This is a genomic window from bacterium, assembly GCA_018814885.1.
Classification (GTDB): Bacteria; Krumholzibacteriota; Krumholzibacteriia; order LZORAL124-64-63; family LZORAL124-64-63; genus JAHIYU01.
In genome coordinates, this window is the sequence record JAHIYU010000088.1 from 12,276 (window position 1) to 31,237 (window position 18,962).

At 67.4% G+C, this 18,962-nt stretch carries 17 protein-coding genes; 8 read left to right on the forward strand and 9 right to left on the reverse strand.

Annotated elements, in window-relative coordinates:
- Positions 1-14 precede the first annotated feature (14 nt).
- The 3 genes from rmuC (at position 15) to KJ554_05495 (ending at position 3,621) form a co-directional block, all read left to right on the forward strand.
- Positions 15-1,274, forward strand: coding sequence for a DNA recombination protein RmuC (gene rmuC, locus KJ554_05485; protein MBU0741789.1), 1,260 nt, complete (start codon positions 15-17; stop codon positions 1,272-1,274).
- Positions 1,275-1,422: 148 nt separating this feature from the next.
- Positions 1,423-2,085: a hypothetical protein gene (locus KJ554_05490; protein MBU0741790.1), complete on the forward strand. Its 663-nt coding sequence runs from the start codon at positions 1,423-1,425 to the stop codon at positions 2,083-2,085.
- A 21-nt stretch (positions 2,086-2,106) separates the two neighbouring features.
- Positions 2,107-3,621 (forward strand): T9SS type A sorting domain-containing protein, encoded by a 1,515-nt coding sequence (locus tag KJ554_05495; GenBank protein MBU0741791.1) that lies wholly within the window; start codon positions 2,107-2,109, stop codon positions 3,619-3,621.
- A 70-nt stretch (positions 3,622-3,691) separates the two neighbouring features.
- Here KJ554_05495 and KJ554_05500 read toward each other — a convergent pair whose 3' ends face one another.
- The 7 genes from KJ554_05500 to KJ554_05530 form a co-directional block, all read right to left on the reverse strand.
- Positions 3,692-4,555: an HDOD domain-containing protein gene (locus KJ554_05500; GenBank protein ID MBU0741792.1), complete on the reverse strand. Its 864-nt coding sequence runs from the start codon at positions 4,553-4,555 to the stop codon at positions 3,692-3,694.
- A 232-nt stretch (positions 4,556-4,787) separates the two neighbouring features.
- Complete coding sequence (gene selD / locus KJ554_05505) at positions 4,788-5,756, reverse strand: selenide, water dikinase SelD (GenBank protein ID MBU0741793.1); 969 nt, start codon at positions 5,754-5,756, stop codon at positions 4,788-4,790.
- A gap of 110 nt (positions 5,757-5,866) precedes the next feature.
- Positions 5,867-7,120 (reverse strand): BamA/TamA family outer membrane protein, encoded by a 1,254-nt coding sequence (locus KJ554_05510; protein MBU0741794.1) that lies wholly within the window; start codon positions 7,118-7,120, stop codon positions 5,867-5,869.
- A gap of 114 nt (positions 7,121-7,234) precedes the next feature.
- A complete protein-coding gene (locus tag KJ554_05515; protein MBU0741795.1) occupies positions 7,235-7,924 on the reverse strand; it encodes a hypothetical protein in 690 nt (229 codons plus the stop codon).
- Between the two features lie 4 nt (positions 7,925-7,928).
- Complete coding sequence (locus KJ554_05520) at positions 7,929-8,465, reverse strand: hypothetical protein (GenBank protein ID MBU0741796.1); 537 nt, start codon at positions 8,463-8,465, stop codon at positions 7,929-7,931.
- 183 nt (positions 8,466-8,648) lie between these two features.
- The gene (locus KJ554_05525) at positions 8,649-9,524 is read right to left on the reverse strand and encodes a fumarylacetoacetate hydrolase family protein (protein ID MBU0741797.1); all 876 of its coding nucleotides are present in this window, start codon (positions 9,522-9,524) and stop codon (positions 8,649-8,651) included.
- A 76-nt stretch (positions 9,525-9,600) separates the two neighbouring features.
- Positions 9,601-10,023 (reverse strand): Hsp20/alpha crystallin family protein, encoded by a 423-nt coding sequence (locus tag KJ554_05530; GenBank protein ID MBU0741798.1) that lies wholly within the window; start codon positions 10,021-10,023, stop codon positions 9,601-9,603.
- A gap of 256 nt (positions 10,024-10,279) precedes the next feature.
- On the opposite strand from KJ554_05530, the gene KJ554_05535 reads away from it, so the two are divergent.
- A complete protein-coding gene (locus tag KJ554_05535; GenBank protein ID MBU0741799.1) occupies positions 10,280-11,971 on the forward strand; it encodes a hypothetical protein in 1,692 nt (563 codons plus the stop codon).
- An 8-nt stretch (positions 11,972-11,979) separates the two neighbouring features.
- Positions 11,980-13,491, forward strand: a complete 1,512-nt coding sequence (locus KJ554_05540; GenBank protein ID MBU0741800.1) for a flippase — start codon at positions 11,980-11,982, stop codon at positions 13,489-13,491.
- 14 nt (positions 13,492-13,505) lie between these two features.
- Here the strand turns inward: KJ554_05540 and KJ554_05545 are convergent, their stop codons facing one another.
- A complete protein-coding gene (locus KJ554_05545) occupies positions 13,506-14,156 on the reverse strand; it encodes a response regulator transcription factor (GenBank protein MBU0741801.1) in 651 nt (216 codons plus the stop codon).
- Positions 14,157-14,399: 243 nt separating this feature from the next.
- On the opposite strand from KJ554_05545, the gene KJ554_05550 reads away from it, so the two are divergent.
- From KJ554_05550 to KJ554_05560, 3 genes are all read left to right on the forward strand, one after another.
- A complete protein-coding gene (locus tag KJ554_05550) occupies positions 14,400-15,356 on the forward strand; it encodes an endonuclease/exonuclease/phosphatase family protein (GenBank protein ID MBU0741802.1) in 957 nt (318 codons plus the stop codon).
- A 314-nt stretch (positions 15,357-15,670) separates the two neighbouring features.
- A complete protein-coding gene (locus KJ554_05555) occupies positions 15,671-16,108 on the forward strand; it encodes a hypothetical protein (GenBank protein MBU0741803.1) in 438 nt (145 codons plus the stop codon).
- 122 nt (positions 16,109-16,230) lie between these two features.
- A complete protein-coding gene (locus KJ554_05560; protein ID MBU0741804.1) occupies positions 16,231-17,217 on the forward strand; it encodes a zinc-dependent alcohol dehydrogenase family protein in 987 nt (328 codons plus the stop codon).
- Here the strand turns inward: KJ554_05560 and KJ554_05565 are convergent.
- On the reverse strand, positions 17,214-18,962 hold a 1,749-nt coding region (locus KJ554_05565; protein MBU0741805.1), incomplete at its 5' end, for a PD-(D/E)XK nuclease family protein. The genes KJ554_05560 and KJ554_05565 overlap by 4 nt on opposite strands.

The window sequence follows — 18,962 nt, forward strand, 5'->3', positions numbered from 1 at the left end:
CGGAGGGATGATTCATGTTGGACATCTTCGCTAGCTTCACGGTCGGTCTGATCATCGGCGCGCTGGTCCTGTACCTGCGCACCCGCGCGCGCGAGGTCGAGCACCGCGAGCGGGCCGTCAGACTCGAAACCGAACTGGCGCACCTGAAACAGACCGGCGAGGAACAGCGGGAGACGTTCAAGGCCCTGGCCGGAGACGTGCTCAAGGATACCGTCGAACAGCTGTCGAGCATCAACCGCACGGTGCTGGACAAGCAGCAGCAGGTCGCGAGCGGTGAACTCGACCGCCGGAGGGAGGCGGTCGAGAGCCTGATCAAACCCATCGGTGAATCACTCGAGAAGGTCAACCGCGAGATCACGGAGCTCGAGAAGGAGCGAACACGCACGCACGCCGACCTGATCCGCCTGATGGGGTCTCTCGACGCGTCCCAGAACGCCCTGCGCAGCGAGACCGGCAACCTGGTCAAGGCCCTGCGTCGTCCGGAAGTCAAGGGGCGGTGGGGAGAGCTGCAGCTGAAGAAGGTCGTCGAGATGGCCGGGATGCTCGATCACGTGGACTTCGTGCTGCAGGAGACGACCGATGGCGACGAGGGACGCCTGCGGCCCGACATGATCGTTCGCCTGCCCGGCGGGCAGCAGGTCGTCGTCGACGCCAAGGCCCCGCTCGACGCCTACCTCGAGGCCGTCTCCGCCGAGGACGACGAGCGCCGCAGCGCCCTGCTGGCCGACCACGCCCGTCATATCCACGACCACATGAAGAAACTGGGCTCCAAGAACTACTGGCGCGAGTTCGACCAGGCGCCCGAGTTCGTGGTGATGTTCCTGCCGGGGGAGAACATCTTCGGCCAGGCCCTGGCCCAGGACCCCTCGCTGATCGAGAAGGGCGTGGACGAGAAGGTCATCCCCGCCTCGCCCACCACGCTGATCGCGCTGCTGCGCTCGGTGTCCTACGGCTGGAACCAGCAGCGCCTGGCCGAGAGCGCCGAGAAGATCAGCACCCTCGGACGCGATCTGCACAAGCGACTGCGCATAATGGCCCTGCACTTCGGCGAGCTGGGCCAGAACCTGGGCCGTTCCGTCGACAGCTACAACAAGACCGTTGGTTCGCTCGAGCGGAACGTCCTTCCCCAGGCTCGCCGCTTCACGGAACTCGGCGCAGCCGTCGGCGACGGGATCGCCGAGTTGCCGCGGGTCGACAAGGCCGTGCGTTCGCTCCAGGCGCCGGAGTTGCTCGGCGAAGGCGATTCGGTCCTGGACGGGGAAGACGGCGCCTGACCCGGAGCCCGACACACCCCTCGGGCGATCGGCCGGCCGTCGCAGCGACATGTACTTTGCCAGGCACTCGTGATATCCTCAATGTTATTCGGTAATCGATATCGTCAGAGATCGGACGGGAATGCATAAGCTTATCGAGAAGCTTCTGATGGCTGTGCTGGTCGGTGTGGCGATCATCTCGGTGGATGTCTGCCGCTGCCGGGGATCTTCCCCATACTGCATGGATTACGTGGCTTGCGTGCATCGCGTGGGCAGCTTCGACGACGAAGTCTCCATGCTCGACATCGAGTTCGTCGGCGAATATGCAGTAGTCGCGGCCGACGATCAGGGCGTTCGCATTCTCGACATGTCGGATCCGCTGTCGCCGGTCCATGTGACCTTCGTGGAAGTGCCGGGTCATGTCCGGGATGTGAAGGTCCATGGCGATCTCGCCTTCGCCTGGGGCTACGACGTCCACATCATCGACATCTCCGACCCCACGGCACCGAGTGTCGTCGGCATCATCGATACGAACGGCTCACCAAAATGCGTGGTCGTGGAAGGCAATAAGGCCTACGTCTCGACCAGTAACGATCGGATACAGATCTACTGGCTCTACCCCCTCGATGAACCCCACCATTACGGCGATATCACGGGACTCGACTACGTGGACGGGTTCGCCGTCGTCGGGGAGTATCTGTTCCGTCCGACCTATGGAATCCTGGAAGTCTACGATGTATCGTGGCCCTGGGCGGCCGAATTGGTCGCGAGCGTCGAGACCAGCGGCAGGTCCAGACTGGTTGCTTCCAGTGGGGATCTCGTCTTCGTGTAGACGGCGGATACCCCGGCCTGGGTGGATATCATCGACGTATGCAACCCTCTTGCTCCCGAATTTCTGTCCAGAGCGGCGTCGTGGGATGCGACGGACCTCATCGTCGATGACGGCGTGGTGTACGTGACGTCGTATACGGGCAAGCTGACGGTGATCGATATCGCCGATCCGAAGGCCCCCGTCTCCATGGGCAGGGTGCCGGTCGTGGAGGAGGATGCGTACGGAGTGGCCATCAAGGACGGGTACGCCTATGTGGGCAGCTACGAATTCGGGCTGAGCATCCTGGACATCGAGCCGTTGAGCATCACGAAGTCCATTGGCGAGGGGAAGGAGATCGGGGACGGTTATGTCGTCGCCACGAATGGTCATTATGCCTACGTCGGCGTCTGGTGGCTCGAGCACGACAAACTGACGCCCCGGGCGGGATTGGCGGTTTACGACCTTGCCGATCCGGCATATCCCACACAGCTGTCACGATTGGCGACTCCCGGCACGCACGTGCGTGACATCGTGTCCCACCGCGACTGGATCTACATGGCCGCCGCGGAACGGGGCCTTCAGATCGTCAACGTAGCGGCGCCCGATGATCCCAGGTTCCTGGCGACGCTCTATGTCGACGGCGAGGCGAACGGCCTGGCCCTCGACGGGGACCTCGGGTATCTGTCCTGCGGCAACGGAGAGCTCCTGGTCGTCGATCTGACGAATCCCGGATTGCCGGAAGTCCTGAGCCGGCTCGAGACAGGAACCTATACCACGGGCCTGGCCGTGGCGGATGGACGCCTCTACGTGGGCACCGGTGAGGATGGCGCCAGGGCCTACTCGTTGGCGAGTCCGCTCAGGCCCGAACTCCTCTGGATTCACGATACGGCGGGCCAAGTCTATAACATCACACCGGATGGACGAATGCTCTACGTCGCGGACGGATCCGCCGGGATCACGGTTATCGAGGTCGGCAAGGGGATCTTCGGGCGGCCCAGATTCGTAGACCGGCTGCATACGCCCGGAAGAGCCATTTCCCCCATCGTCGTCGATGGCATCCTCTACGTGGCCGACATGTCCGGCGGTGTACAGGTTTTCGACGTGGGCGAACCGGAATCATACCGACATCTAGGTCATGTGACCGAGGACATCTGTGATATAGCAATCGGGGAAGACGTCCTGGTCCTCGCCGACTCGTGGGCGAGAACGATACAGACCGCGCCGCTACACTGCCCCGCGTTCTCACCCACCCCCGTCCATCAACAGGTCATGCGGACGCCCCGAGTCACGGCGGGTCCTGCGATACCCAACCCATTCAACCCCCGTACGACCATCTCCTTCGCGGTCCAATCGGCCCAGAGGCTGACGGTCGGCGTCTACGATGCGTCCGGGCGGCGCGTGCGGGGATTGGCGGCGCGACACTTCCCGGCTGGAGAGCATCTGCTGACGTGGGATGGCCGTGACGACCGGGGGCAGGCCGCCGCCGCTGGTATCTATTTCGTTCGCCTCCAGGCCGAGCTGGAGACGGTCACGCGCAAGATCGCCTTGATCAGGTGATCGATGCCGACGAGAGCGGAAGCGGCGCGGCCCTTCCGGACCGCGCCGCCGCATCGGTTCAATGATGTCGTCAATCGATGATCTGCAGGATCTCCAGCGCCTGGTTCGTCTCCTCGAGGATCGATTCCTTGTACGCCATGATGTCCTGGATCGTCGTGCCCAGCTCCTTCAGCGACCACGGGTCGCATTCGTGGTGGATCAGGCTGGACGGTGCTCCCATCTCCAGCTCATAGGAGACGTAGTCGGCCAAGTTGGTCAAGGCGACCAGGCTCGGATACGAGGCGCCCGAATCGGGGGAGTGGTGGAACTGTACGGCCTCCACCAGGGTGGCGGGGAAGTTCCAGCTGCGCAGCACCGCCTTCGCCACCGTGGCGTGGCCGATGTTCAGCAGCGCCTCCTCCGCCTCGCTCCAGCTCTTCTGGTTGTCGAGGGCGTAGCCGCAGACCTCGCCGAAGTCCTCCGGGAAGTATTTCATCATGATCATCTTGCCGATGTCGTGGAGCAGGCCCGCGACGAAAGTCTCCTCCTGCTGCATGCTGCCGGTCTTCATCCCGACCACCTTGCAGATGCTCGCCGTGCAGAGGCTGTGCTTCCAGAAGTCCTCGACCGGGAAGCGGCTGTCCTCGACGGCGCCCGAGACGTAGTCGAAGACGCTGATGGCCAGCGCCGCGTTGCGCACGGTGCGGAAGCCCAGGATCACCATCGCGCGACTGATGGTGGTGATCTCCTTCTTGTAGCCGTAGAAGGCGGAGTTGACCAGTTTGAGGATTTTCGTGGCCAGGGACTGGTCCCGGGTCACGACTTCCGCCAGCTGCGGCACCGAGACGTTGGGATTGCTCATCTTGCTGAACAGCTGCTGGTAGACGATGGGGAGGGTCGGCACCTCCTTGACCACCGTCTTGAGGTCTCTCGCCTGGATCTTTTTGAGTGACATTGAAGTGGCGGTCGACAAGAGGCTCCTCCTCATGATCTAGCCGCTGGCCGCCGCCGGGTCGAACCCGAACCCCCGATGCCATCCCCCGGGCGAGCCGGGCGGCGTTCCAGTTTGTGCTGTTGAACTCGAAGGTAGGTATCGGCGACCGCATGCTCCACTTGAGATCGAATAACACGCAAAACTCAATTTATCGTATGCAAACACGCGTTTCTCTGCCCGGGGTGGAATGCGTTCAGGAGAACAGGAGCGCAGGGCCCCGGGCGACGCCGGGCCGGACCTCGCCGATCAGGGCGACGCAGGCGGCGCCCGCGGCCAGGGCGGCTTCGCGGGCCTCGTCGCAGCGGTCGGCGGGAACGCAGAACAGCAGGCCGCCGGAGGTCTGGGGGTCGTTGACGAGGTCGATCATGGCCTCGTCCAGACTCCCGTAGTCGATCCTGCGGGCGGTGTGATCGCGGTTGGACCTGGTGCCGCCGCAGGTGAAGCCGCGACCGCAGAGGCCGACGGCATCGGGCAGCAGGGGCAACCCGGAGGTGTCGATGGCCAGGCTCACACCGCTGCCGGCGGCCATCTCGAGAGCGTGTCCCGTGAGTCCGAAACCGGTGATGTCGGTGGCCGCTGCGACGCCGTGGCCGGCGAGGATCGCGCCGCAGGCGTTCAGCGAGGTCATCGTCTCGACGAGCGCGGCGTAGTCAGGCCCGCTCTCGTCCAGTGCTCCCTTCTTGAAGGCGGCCGCCAGGGCGCCGGTGCCCAGCGGCTTGGTCAGCACCAGACGGTCGCCTGGACGGGCGGCCGTGTTGAGGAGCATGCGTCCGGGATCGACCACGCCGGTCACGGCGAGCCCGAACTTGACCTCCGTGTCCCGCACGGTGTGGCCGCCGCCGATGGCGGCGCCCGCCTCGCGGCATTTCTCGGCCGCGCCGGCGAGGATCTCGCCGATGACTTCCGGCGGGATCTCGCCCTGCGGATAGCCGAGCAGGTTGAGGGCCATGATCGGGCGCCCGCCCATGGCGTAGACGTCGCTCAGCGAATTGGCCGCCGCCAGGGCGCCGAAGGTGCGGGCGTCGTCGACGATGGGTGTGATGAAGTCCGCCGTCGAGACGATCGCCAGCCCCGCGTCCACCCGGCAGACGGCGGCATCGTCCGCCGTCTCGTAGCCGACCAGCAGGTCGGGATGGCGGGTGTCGGGCAGGTTGGCGAGCACTCTTTCCAGGCCCTCCGGGCCCAGCTTGGCCGCTCAGCCGGCGCTCTTGGCGAAGCGCGTCAGGTATATTCTTTCGCCCGGAAGCATGCTCACCTCCCCTCGGCCCGATATCAGAAGTTGAAGGCGTCCATGAACTGGAAGACGGCTTCGCCCTCCCCGGTGAACGCCAGCTCGAAGCGGAACTGGTGATCGGATATGTTGATGTGCGCGCCGCCGCCGTAGCCGTACAGGGTGCCGCGCCGGTCGCCATCCCACCAGTTGCTGCCGGCGTCGCCGAAGGCGTGCAGGCCGATCCCGATCACGCGCCCGTCGCCGGAGATGGTCATCAGGAACAGGGGCCAGCGGTACTCGACGCTCAGCAGGAAGCCCTCCTCGCCCTCGCGCGAGGCGTATTCGTGGCCGCGGATCGTCTCGGCGCCGCCCCAGTGTAGCACGTCCTCGGGCGGTACGTGGCCGTCGGTGCGCCGGCCCCAGGCGCGCAGGGCCAGGACGTGATCCCAGGGCAGGGGCACGAAGCCGCGCAGGTCGCCGGTGAAGGCGTCGTAGCTCGCGAAGTCGTCGCTCTCGATCCGCGCGCAGGTGATGCGATGGTACTGTCCGCGCGTCGGGTACCAGACGATGTCGCGGCTGTCCAGTCCGAGCGTCCCGCGCACCACGGTGCGGCCCCGTTTCGCGGCGGGCCAGGGGTCGGGCAGGCCGTCGTCGGCGCCCTGCTGGTCGAAGGCGCCGAGCGACGCGCCCGTCTCCATGAACAGCGGCGAGGCGAAGTCCCAGCGCACCCAGCCGCCGGCCTCCCAGCGGGTGAAACCGAAATCGCGGTACTCGAAGTCGGCGTCCTCCCAGACTCCCCCGAGCCCGCAACTCAACCCCGAAACGCCGAAGAGCCAGGGATGCCGCCAGGTGAGCTCGTAGCCGTGGCGCCGATACCAGGTCGCGGTGAGGGAGAGGGCCTCGCCGCGCCCGCGGAAGTTGATGTCGTAGATCCGGGCGCCCAGCAGGACTTCCCAGCGCGGGTCGTAGTCGATGACCGGATACCAGCGCGTGGTCCGGTCCTCCTCGACGATGACGGTCACCGGCACCCTGCCGTCGTCGCCGTCGTCGTAGTCCAGATCCACGAAGGCGAACCAGCCCAGGTCCTCGAGATGCTCCCACGAGGCGTCGAGAAGCGCGAAGTCGAAGGGATCGCCCTCGGCGAACCCGAGCTCGTGGAGGATGAGGTCCGTGCGCGTGGCGGTGTTGCCCTCGACGGTGATGGGGCCGAACGTCGCATCGCCGAAGGCGGCGGCGTCCACGCACGGTATTGCCAGGAGCGTCGCGCAGATCGCGGCCACGAACACGAAGCGGACATGCAGGTGGAACATCATCCCGGAAACACCCCTATCGCCTCGCCCCAGGATCCCTCGATGCGGTTCGATCCGGGCCAAGGTAACACGACCCCGTGACGGCCGGCAAGGCGACTGGGCCCCGTCCGGAAAATCTCAAACGGAACGGGCGACGGGAACCGGCTGCTGCGGATTGAGGAAACGCTCGTCGATCCTCATGTCCGTGCAGGACAGTCCGTAGGGGGCGAGGTCCGGGTTCAGGTCGTCGGGACGCAGGGCCGCGAGCACCTCGCGCTGTTTCGCCGTGGTGGCCTCGCGTCCGCAGGCGTGTGCCAGGCGGATCGTCAGCATGGTGGGCATGACCTTCGCGAGGATGTCGCGGCATATGTCCTCGCCCTCGCCGGCCCGGTTGCCGAGCATCTCCGCGTGGAAGCGGACCGGCGATTCGATGCGCACGTCGAAGCTGCCGGAGGCCAGGCGCGTCGTGGGCTCGCAGAGCTCGTTGCGCGGCACCGGAATGATCTGTTCCCAGGAGATGCCGAAGGTCCGATCGGTGTGCATGAAGTAGAGCAGGCCGTCCGCCGGCAGGCCGCCGGCGCCGATCCGCAACAGGTATCCCCCGTCCCGGAAAAAGGCCCTCCGCCCTTCGCGCGCGGTCAGCAGGGCGACCTGCCCGGGCTTCAGGACGAGATGCAGGAGCTTGCCGTTGAGGAAGCAGAGGTCGAGCGGGCCCTGGATCACGCCGTCGCTCGGGTCGATGGTCCAGACGAGGGGCGCCTGCTCTCCGCTCATGATGTCCCAGGTCAACGCCCCGGATCCGGTCGCCAGGCGGTCGCTATCGTTCAAGCCTTCACTTCCTTTTTGGCATGGGGCTCATGCCGAATTCGGACTCCCAGCCAAGTCCGAGCAGCTGGTTGCGCTCCTCGGCCGTTTCCGCGAATGCCTGCAGCATCAGCAACAGGTACTGGACGCCCTCGTCGAACGCCTCCCCGTTGCAGTCCGGCCTCAACACGGCCTGGGACATGTGCCACACCTGCTCCAGCAGCATGATGAGCTTGTTGTCGAGGTCGCGCAGCGTTTCGATGGTCTCGGTCGTCGAGCCGGCGAGCTGGATGCTGCCGCGACGGTTCAGATGCGTGATCAGCGTGCCGAGGTCGTCCACGATCTCCTCGATGCACTCGTGCCGATGGCGGCTCATGGTGGTCGCCCGCGCCTCCGACGCGTTGAGCAGGCGCTCGGCGGTCTCCTGCAGCATCTGGCCCAGGGACATGCGGAACGAGCGCTCGTTCTTCACCGCCGTGGAGACGTGACCGTAGAAATGGTATTGAGGCAGCGACATGAAGATCCTGGCCATCTGGGATGGATCTGTCCTTGCCGCACGTTTCATGTTCGCTTCCTCCGGGGCACATGGCGCTTATCGCCGTCGCCGCGGCCGGCGTCGGCGGTGCTGTTGCTCCAGATGTTTATCGGCGGGGTCGAGAGACTCTTGATAGCCGTGTTGCACCGGCGCGCGGAGCGGTCCGGCGCGCGGGCGGGAGCCTTCGAGGGGGACGCGGGCGGGGGGCGGGGATCAGGACGACACGACCGGGTTGACGAGGGTGCCCAGGCCCTCGATCGCCACCGTGCAGACGTCGCCCGGCTGCAGAAAGCGGGGCGGATCGCGGAAGACGCCCACGCCGGCCGGCGTGCCGCTGGCGATGATGTCTCCGGGCAGCAGGGTCATGTGCTGGCTGGCGAAGCGTATCAGCTCGTCGACCGGGAAGATGAGCTGGTCCGTGTTGCTCTTCTGGACGATCTCGCCGTTCAGCCAGCCCCGGATCTCCAGGCCGTGCGCCAGGGGCGGCAGCTCGTCCGGTGTGACGAGCCAGGGCCCGCAGGGGCCGCCGGTGTCGATGCTCTTGCCCCGGAAGAACTGCTTGTCGGCGCGCTGCGCCTCGCGGTTGGTGACGTCGTTGAAGCACATGTAGCCGGCGATGTGGCTCGCGGCGTCCTCGCGGGATATCCGCCTGCCGGCGCGTCCGATCACCACGGCCAGCTCGGCCTCGGCGTCGACGCGCGTCAGGTCCGGATCCAGCACGATGGGACCTTCGTGCGCCTGCAGGCAGGTGCTCGCCTTGCTGAAGAGCAGGGGGTGGGCTGGTGCGCGCCGGTTCTGTTCCTGGGCGTGGTCCCGGTAGTTGAGCCCCACGGCGATGATCTTGGAAGGTGAGACCACGGGCGGCAGCAGGGAATGCTTGCTGCTGGAGATCAGAGGCACGCCGTCGATCACGCCGCCCGGTTCGTGCCACTGGGAGACCAGCTCGGCGACCCGGTCCAGGTGGGCGAACAGCAGATTCCAGCCGGTGGGCAGTTCGGGATCCGCAGCGAGGATATCCAGGTAGATCTTGTCGCTCAGGGCGACGCCCGGCCGCGGTCCGGAAGCGTGTCTGAAACTGATGAGTCTCATGGATCGGGAGGATAGACGAAGGCCGGGATTTTGTCCCGGCCCGTTTTCGTCTTTTCCCGGGACACCGGGTCTCGGGTCACTTCACCTCGATCCGGCGGGGCATGGCCTGCTCGGACTTGGGAAGGACTAGGGTCAGCGTGCCCTGCTCCAGGGTGGCCTTGACGCCGTCGGACGCGATCCCGCGGCCGAGCGTGAAGGCGCGGTTGAAGCTGATCTTGCCGCCGGACCATTCGTTGCGCAGGGCGCTATAGCCCTCGGGCACCTCGCGCTCGCGATGCGCACGCACGCGCAGGGTGTCGTCCTCGATCTCGATCTCCAGGTTCTCGCGGTTGACCCCCGGCATGTCCATGCGGATTATATAGTCCTTGTCGCCCTCGAGCACCTCGGCGCGCGGGACACGCCGCAGTTCCCGGCCTTCGTCGGCGCGGCAGGCAGCGGGCGCGAAGAACGAATCCATGATGTTGCTCAGGCCCAGGGGCATCAGGTTGGTGGTCGTCATTGCCTTTCCTCCTTCGGGTTCTATCCGGTTCGGCCGTGCTGGACGGCGTCGATCACGTAGGTTGCCCCCCCCATACTCAATGCGCGTGCCACAGCGAGCCGGACCGGGGTTGATTTGTGGCAAACAATTGACGAGATTGAAGATACGTACCATGAACACGCCGGATCCGCAGCGCGGGCGTCAATACCGGAAGAACGAGACCGACAAGAAAGACTGACAATATGGCAGCAACAACCCGTTGCCCGGCAGATCTGACATGACAATCGGAACCATGCTCAGGTCATTACCGGTCATCCTCGTCCTCTTCGCCTCAGCAGGCGCCCAGGCCACGGACGCGACCGACGACGCCCTGCGCGTCGGCGAGGTGTCGCTGGTCGTCATCGACATCTACGGGCGGGAGGAGCTGGAGCGCTCGGCCGGCCTGCTGGGCGTCCTGCGCGGCGCCATGAACGACATCCACACCGGCACACGCCACGACATCATCAGGCGCGAACTGCTCTTCCGCCCGGGCGACCGTCTCGACACCGATCTGCTGCGCGAGACGGAGCGCAACCTGCGCGACCTCGGTTTTCTCACCAACGTCTCGGTTGTGCCGACGGACACGTTGCCCGGCGGCGTCGTGCCGCTGGAGGTCCGCGTCCAGGAAACCTGGTCCCTGACGGCCAATGTGAGTTATTCGCGGACCAGCACCGAAGACCGCTGGAGCGTGGTCGGGTCCGACAACAATTTCCTGGGCCACGGCGTGCAGCTGGAGATGGGGCTGGGCGAGGACGAGGACCGCGCCTTCCGCAAGTTGACCTTCACCAACCGCCGGCTGCTGGGGTCCGACATCTACCTGCACGCCTCCTACGTGGATCTCAGCGACGGCCATCTCGAGTCGCTGGTCCTGGCGCGCCCTTTCTACGCCGACGACACGGCCTGGGGCTTCGAGGCCCAGGCCTGGGACCGGCGCTTCGAGCCGCGCTTCTACCTGAGCCAGGCGGGGCCCGCGGGGGACGGCGGCGAAGAGCGCCTTTACACGTGGCTGCCCGTTTCCGAGGAGAGCTTCTCCATCTCCTGGTCCCGGCGCGTCAGCCGAGAGGGCGGAGCGCGCATCTGGCGCCTGGGGCTGGGTGTGTACGTCGAGGACAGGAATTATTCCCCGACCGCCGAGATCGAGTTGTCCGACGGGCGGCGCGTGGGCCGCGAGCTGATCTTCGAGGAGGCCTGTCCGGCCATCTGCCGGGAGAGCGGCCGCTCCGTGCGGCCCATCGTCGTGATCGAGACCCGCGGGCGCACGTGGGCCGCGGAGGAATTCGTGCTGCACTACGGTCCCACCGAGGATCTCTTCATGGAGCCATGGTGGCGCTTGACCGCGGGGCCCGCCCTGGCCGCCCTGGGGAGCGACCGCGAACGCTTCGTCTGGGATCTGCTGGCGCGCGACTGGTCGCGGGCGGGACCCGGTTTCCTCTACACGGAGCTGATCGGGTCCGGCAGCCTGGGCAGCGCGCGCAACCGTTTCCTGTCGCTGGACGCCACCGCCGGCTGGCTGGTGCATACGGGGCGCGACGACGTGTCGCGGCTGGTGGTCGAGGCGGCGCACGGTTCGGACCTGGAGGGAACCGACGCCTTCGTGCTCGGGTTGACACGCGGGCTGCGCAGCATGGAGTATGACGGCATGGCGGGCGACCGCCTGCTGCGCTGGAACGCAGAGCACGCGCACATCATACCCGGCGAGCTGATCGGTTTCTATCGCGTGGGCCTGGCCGCCTTCTATGCGGGCGGCGCGGCCTGGTGGGACGGCGAGACGCCAGGCCTCGCACGGACCCGTCACGAGGCGGGCTTCGGCCTGCGTTTCGGACCCACACGCTCCGCGCGCGCAGACCTGGCGCGGCTGGATCTGGCCTGGCCCCTGAACGATGGCGGCGGCGGTCCCAAGCTCACCGTCGTCACCAGGGGCTTCTTCTAGGAGTCGATTTGAGAGCCGCCCGCTTCGTGGCCAAGAACACCCTGCTGATGTCGCTCGGTCTCTTCGCCGGACGCATCCTCGCCTTCTTCATCTTCCGCAAGCTGACCGGCGAGGCGGAGACGGTCGGCACGGGCGTGTGGGGCGTGGCCGTCGATCTCTCGTCCATGGCCCTGACCGTCGCCAACTTCGGCCTCGTGGTGCTGATCACCCGCGAGATCGTCAAGGACCGCGCCAATACCTGGTCCATCCTCTGGGCCGCCCTGCGCATACGCTGGCTGCTGAGCCTGTTGATCTACGCGCTGCTTGTCGTCTACGTGTTCGCCACCGGCTACGACGGGCCCACCCGCCTGGTGGTCCTGATCATGGCCCTGGGCGTAGTGCTCGAGGCCACGGGCATGGCCTGCGACTCGGTGCTGCAGGGACACGAGAAGGTGGAGCACCAGACCACCAGCCAGCTCGTCTCGGCCGTGGTCTACTTCGTCCTGGGCTGGTGGTGGCTGGAGGCGGGCTACGGCATCGTCGGCGTGGCCTGGGCCAACGTGCTCTGCCGCCTGGCGAGGCTGATGGTCCTGGTGCCCCTGATGGTGCGACACTGCGGCCCCTGGCGACGGCCGGCGCCCGGCCAGGGCATGGGTTTGCTGTGGCTGGCGAAGCTGGGTGTGCCCGTCTTCATGGCCACCACCTTCGGCATCGTTTCCTACAAGATCGATACCGTGATGATCATGGAGATACTGGGCAAGCTGGGCGCCGGCATCTACACCATCGGGCACCGTCCGCTCGACCTGCTGCTGATCATCCCGAGCATCTTCGCCATGGCGCTCTTCCCTTCGTTGCAGCGCTACCGGGAGCAAGCCAAGGCGGGGGCGGACGAGGACGTGGAGCGCATGGGGGAGCGGGCCCTGCGCTACCTGAACCTGCTGATCCTGCCGCTGACCCTGTTCTGCATCCTCGCCGCGGGGCCGATCATCAGGACCATCGCCACGAGCTCCGATCTGGAGCCGTCGGTCTCCGTCTTCCGGATCGTCATCCTGGGTCTGCCCGTGCAGGCCCAGAGCCACATCTACAACCGCCTGCTGATGACCGTGGGGCGCGAGAAAGTGTTCGTGCGCATCGCCTTGACGGTCCTGTTGACCAACGTCGTGATGAACCTGCTGCTCATCCCCGTGCTCAAGTGGCACGGCGCCGCCATGACCACGGTGCTGAGCCTCCTGATCGGCTACCTGCAGCATCGCTGGTACGTGGGCCGGGCCGGCCTGCGCGTGCCCGCGCTGCGGGGCCTGCTGGGAACCGGCGCGGCGCTGGCGGCCGCCTGGTTCGGCGCGGTGGCCCTCGCGCACCTGGCCGCGCCCGGGTGGCACGTCACGTGGCGGGCGTTGCCGGCCGAGGGCGTGCTGCCGTTCGCGGCCATGACCCTGCTGACGGGCGCGCTGTACGTGGCGGCGTTGTTCACCCTGAAGGTCGTGGGCCGTGCGGACGTGGAGATGGTGCGCGGCGTGCTGCCGGGGGGCGGCGATGAGTGACCGGCGGACGGCGCTCAGAAGTCGAGCGTGGTCAGGCCCTCGCGCAGGGCGAACTTGGTAAGGTCGGCCACGTTGCGCAGGCCGAGCTTGTTCATCAGGCGCAGGCGGTGGGTCTCGACGGTCTTGGCGCTGATGCTCAGGGCCTCGGCGGTGTCGCGCGTGGATTTGCCCTCGGCGATCATCTGCAGCACCTCGCGTTCGCGATTGGTGAGCAGGGAGAGGCTCGACTTCGGCTCCCCGCGGTCGTGCAGGAAATCCTCCAGCACGGTGCCGGTGATGGCCGGGCTCAGGTAGTACTTGTCCTCCATGACCATGCGGATGGCCAGGACCAGCTCGTCCAGGGCGCAATCCTTGAGCAGGTATCCCGAGGCGCCGGCGCGCAGCATCTCGAGCACGAAGTTCTGGTCGCTGTGCACCGAGAGGGCGAGCACCTTCACGCCCCGGCAGTGCTTGGTGATCTTGCGCGAGGCCTCGATGCCGTTCTGTTCCGGCATGTTGATGTCCATGATGACCACGTCGGGATCCAGCTTGCGCGTCAGGTCGAAGGCCTGGATGCCGTTTACGGCCTCGCCGACGACCTCCATGTCCTCCTGCAGCCCCAGCAGGGCCTTCAGCCCTTCGCGCAGGAGTTGGTGATCGTCGGCCAGCAGTATCGTGATGCTCATGTCGGCGGGTATCCTCCATCGGAGTCGAGGCCGTGTTCGTACTGAGGCCAGGTGCCGGACCGCGGTGTGCCATGCCTTGGATACGCTTCAATATACGCGAAGCGTCCGGACAACCCAAGCGTTCTCACGCGCCGGGACCGCCGCCGCCGCCGGTATGCCCCGCGGAACGGACCTTGCCAGATGCCCCTGCACGGACCTAGATTGCAGGTTCTCGGGGCTGGTGACGAGGAGGCTGGTTTCGGCATGGTTCATCGCACATCGACATCGTTGAGCGTCCTGGTCGCGGCGGCGCTGCTGATCGGCGGTTGCGGCACGTCCGAGACGACGCACGTCCCCGACCCCGTGCCGGGCGAGCAGAATCTCTTCGACGGGCTGGTCTTCGGGAGCGCCGACGCCTTCGATATCGTCACCTGGAACCTGGAGAACTTCCCCGCCAACGACGCCAATCCCCCCCTGTCGGTGAAATACGCCGCGCACGCGGTGCGGGCCATGGACGCCGATCTGATCGCCCTGCAGGAGATCGTGAGCGGGACGAGCTTCGCGGCCCTGCTGGATTCGCTGCCGGGATGGTCGGGATACCGGGCCGTGGGCGCGCCCTACGACCAGAACCTGGCCTATCTCTGGCGCGAGGCCACCGTGTCGGTGGCGGTGGATCCCTACACCATCTACAACGGCGAGTACAGCGCCTTCCCGCGCCGGCCCCTGGTGCTGGAGTGCAGCTTTGCCGGACAGACCCTGGTGATCGTCAACAACCACCTGAAATGCTGCGGCGACAACGTCATCGACGAGGAGGACGAGGACGACGAGGAATACCGTCGCCGGCTGGCCGTCGGCCTGCTGGACACCTGGATCCGCGTCGAACATCCCGGCGACGCCGTGATCGTCCTGGGCGACCTCAACGACCGTCTGACCGACGCGCCCGCCGCCAACGTGTTCAGCGTCCTCCTGGACGCGCCCGGCGACTACCTGTTCACCGACATGAGCCTCGCCGAGGGCAGCTCTATCAACTGGTCCTTCAAATACAGCAGCCACATCGACCACATCCTGGTGACCGACGAGCTCTTCGGACACCTCGCCCACGCCGCCGCCGAGGTCCGGACGTTCCACATGGACAGCTACCTGGAATCGGGCTGGGGCGAGTACGAGACCAACCTCAGCGATCACCTGCCCGTCGGATTGAAGCTCCCGCTGGCGCCCTGATCCGTTTCTTCACCCTCCACCCGGCCCCTCCTCTCGGGTCCTCCCGTTTCCCTGCGCGTATCGTCGTGTCTCCGGCGGCCTACAGTCCGGGATTCCCTCGAACCTCGCGCAGAAATCCCACTCAAGTTTATCGCGGTCGCGGCCGATATATGAAACGAATCGCCATGGAAGGCGATGGATAAGGCCAGTAGGCCGGAAAGGAGTCTGTCATGGCCATAGAGGCGATTGGGGCGCGGCCCCACATGATGCTCCATCCGGCTCTGCAATCTCGGGATGGTCCAACGTCCCCCGAGACGCAGGCCGGAGACATCAGTGTGACTCCCAAGTCGGAGAAGACGTCCGACGGCGAGTCCGGTGGTGACGGCGGTCGTACGGAGCTGCACGGACGCAGCCACGTGCAACAGACGCTGCATCACCTGGATCAATCCGTGAGGCAGCGGATCAAGGAGGCCCTACAGGAGACCGAATTCGATGCGCAGGCCCGAGACGACATCCGGAACGTGGAGAGGGAGTTCAAGGTGGACTTGAACGCCGTCTTCCATGAAGCCACGGATGGCCACGTAGTCGATGCGAGTTTTCTCGCCGAAGGAGTGCGCGACGCCATTACCGCGCTCACCGACAGCCTGAGGATCACGCTCGACGGATTGTTGCCGCCGGTTCCCTGGGAGGCAGAGATGCCGCCCGTGGCCGACGAAAAGGGATCACTGACAGTCGTACAGGACATGAGCACGGGCCTGGACAAGCTGGCCTGAGCCGACGTTGCATAGCGGTTTCGACGGGTCGACCCCCGCGGTCGGGCCGGTGTTCCTGTTGACCGGAGGTTGAGTTCCGCTCCCCCCTGCGCCATGATGTCCTTCCCCCGGGAGGATACACCATGCGCGCAATGGTCCTGCACGGGCACGGCGAGCCCCTGCGTCTCGAGGACATTCCCGACCCCGCCCCGGCTCCCGGCGAGCTGCTCGTCCGCGTCAACGCCTGCGGCGTGTGCCGCACAGATCTGCACGTGGTCGACGGCGATCTGACCGAGCCCGTCCTGCCCCTGGTGCCCGGACACCAGATCGTCGGCCGCGTCGAGGCGCTGGGCGAGGGCGTGACCGGTTTCGCCCCGGGCGACCGCGTGGGTGTGCCCTGGCTCGGCGGCAGCTGCGGCGCCTGCCGCTTCTGCGCCTCCGGCCGGGAGAACCTCTGCGACGGCGCCGTCTACACCGGCTACCAGCGCGACGGGGGTTTCGCGGAACTCTGCGCGGCCGACGCCCGCTTCGCCTTTCCCGTCCCGGCGGGCTATCCCGACCTGCAGGCCGCGCCCCTGCTCTGCGCCGGGCTGATCGGCTGGCGCGCCTACCGCATGTGCGGCGGAGCGCGGCGCATCGGCTTCTACGGCTTCGGCGCCGCCGCCCACATCATCGCCCAGGTCGCGCGCTGGCAGGACCGCGAGGTCTACGCCTTCACGCGGCGGGGCGACGAGACCGGCCAGGCCTTCGCCCGCTCGCTGGGCGCCGTGTGGGCCGGACCGTCTGACGCGCCCGCGCCGGCGCCCCTGGACGCCGCCATCGTCTTTGCGCCGGCCGGCGAGCTGGTGCCGGCGGCCCTGCGCGCGGTCGACAAGGGCGGCGTGGTGGTCTGCGCGGGCATCCACATGAGCGAGATCCCCGCCTTCCCCTACGAGATCCTCTGGATGGAGCGCACGTTGAAATCCGTGGCCAATCTCACGCGGCGGGACGGGGAAGCGTTCCTGGCCGTCGCGCCGCGGGTGCCGGTGCGCACGGAGGTCACGGTCTATCCCCTGGAGCGGGCCAACGAGGCGCTGGACGACTTGAGGCATGGGCGCTTCGTAGGGGCGGCGGTGATCACCCTGGGCTAGACGATTTCCACGCAGCGGCCGCGGCCTTCGTCGCCGGTCAATCCCGTGAACAGCAGGACGAGACGGACGCGGCGTCCGGGCAGGGCGGCCGTGAGCGCCTCGCCGTAGGCCTCCATCTGGGGGCGGTAGTGGACGACGACCGCGTCCAGGTCGCCCCCGTCCACTCGGTTGGACTTGTAGTCGATCACGACGATCTCGTCGTCCGTCGACAGCAGGCGGTCCACCGCACCGAGGATGCGCTTCTCGGGGCCGTCGCCGCCGCGGCCGGGGCGGGCGATGATCGGCGCCTCGCAGAGAGCGTCGCCGTCGTCGGGCCGGAAGATCCAGGCGTGTGCGGGGTTCTCGAAGACCGCGCGCGCCTCCTCCCGGGCGGCGCCCGAGCCATCCGGCATGGCGTTCTCCTCGGCCGCCCTCCGCAGCCACGCGTGCACCTCGACGCCATGGGCCAGGGCCGCCTCGCGCGCCGCGGCGGCTTCGCGTTCCGGGCCGTCCTGCGCGCCGTCGGCGGTCTCGGGGACGGTCAGCGGAGCATCCGTCTCGTGGTCCGGCGGCGCGTCGGCGGGCAGCGGCGGGGCCTCGAGGCGCGAGGGGGTGACTGTCGCCAGCAGCGGCAACCAGCCGCAGGGCTCCCAGGTGCGGGGGGTTTCGGCTGTTTCGCCGGCTCCGGCTCGTGGCCCGGCGTAGTCGATATCCGACTCCATCCAGGCTGGCGTCTCGTCGAAGCCGCGCGGGCCGGCTGCGAGCCAGCCGGCGAAGCTGGGGGCGTCCTTGTTGCGCGACGGCGCGGCGCCCACCACGATCAGCTCGTCGCGGGCGCGGGTCATGGCCACGTAGAGGAGGTCGGCCTGCTCGCGGCGGGACTCCTGCAGGGCGCAGCCGGCGGCGACGGCCACGGCGGTCTGCGCGTCGCCGTCGCGATGCGCCTTGCGCAGGCCGGTCACCAGGGGGCCGGATTCTCCGTGGAGATCCGGCAACACGACGCGGTCGGGCGCGCGGGCCATGGGGTCGGCGTGGTCGACCAGCAGGACGAACGGGGCCTCGAGCCCCTTGGCCCCGTGGATGGTCATCATGCGGACGCGGCCCTGGTCGGTGTCGGGCAGGACCGCCTCCTCCTGGTCCTCCCGCACCGCCGCCCGCTCGACCTCCGCCAGGAAACCGCGCAGGGACGGGAAGGACACGCGGTCGTGGGCGAGAGCCAGATCGTGCAGCCGCAGCAGGTTGTAGCGGGCCTGCTCGCCCAGGGCGGCCGCGAACCTCTCGGTGGCCCGGGACTCGCGGTAGATGCGCCGCAACAGCCGGTGCACGGATTCGCGGCCGACGCGACCGAGCCAGTCGCCCAGCAATGCCGCCGTTCCGGCCAGGGCGGCGGGGGCGTCGTCGGAGCGCATGGCCTGCCACAGGGATCCGCGTCCGCCGCCGCGAGCCAGGCGCACGGCGAGCAACGCCTGGAACGCGGCCTCGCCCGTGCGGAACAGGGGGGAGCGCAGGACGCCGGCCAGGGCCGTGTCGTCGGCGCGGAACACCAGCCAGCGCAGCAACAGCAGCATGTCCTGCACCTCGCGGCTGCGGGCCAGGGCGCCCCGGCCGGCGGGCACGATGGGGACGCCGGCGCGGCGCAGCGCCTTCTCGTAGGCGGCCAGGTGCGTGCGCGTGCGTGCCAGCAGCAGGATGTCGCCGAAGCGGGCCGGACGCTCCCCGGCGTCCTCGCGGACGCGTCCCTCGCGTTGGATGCGGAGCACGGCGCG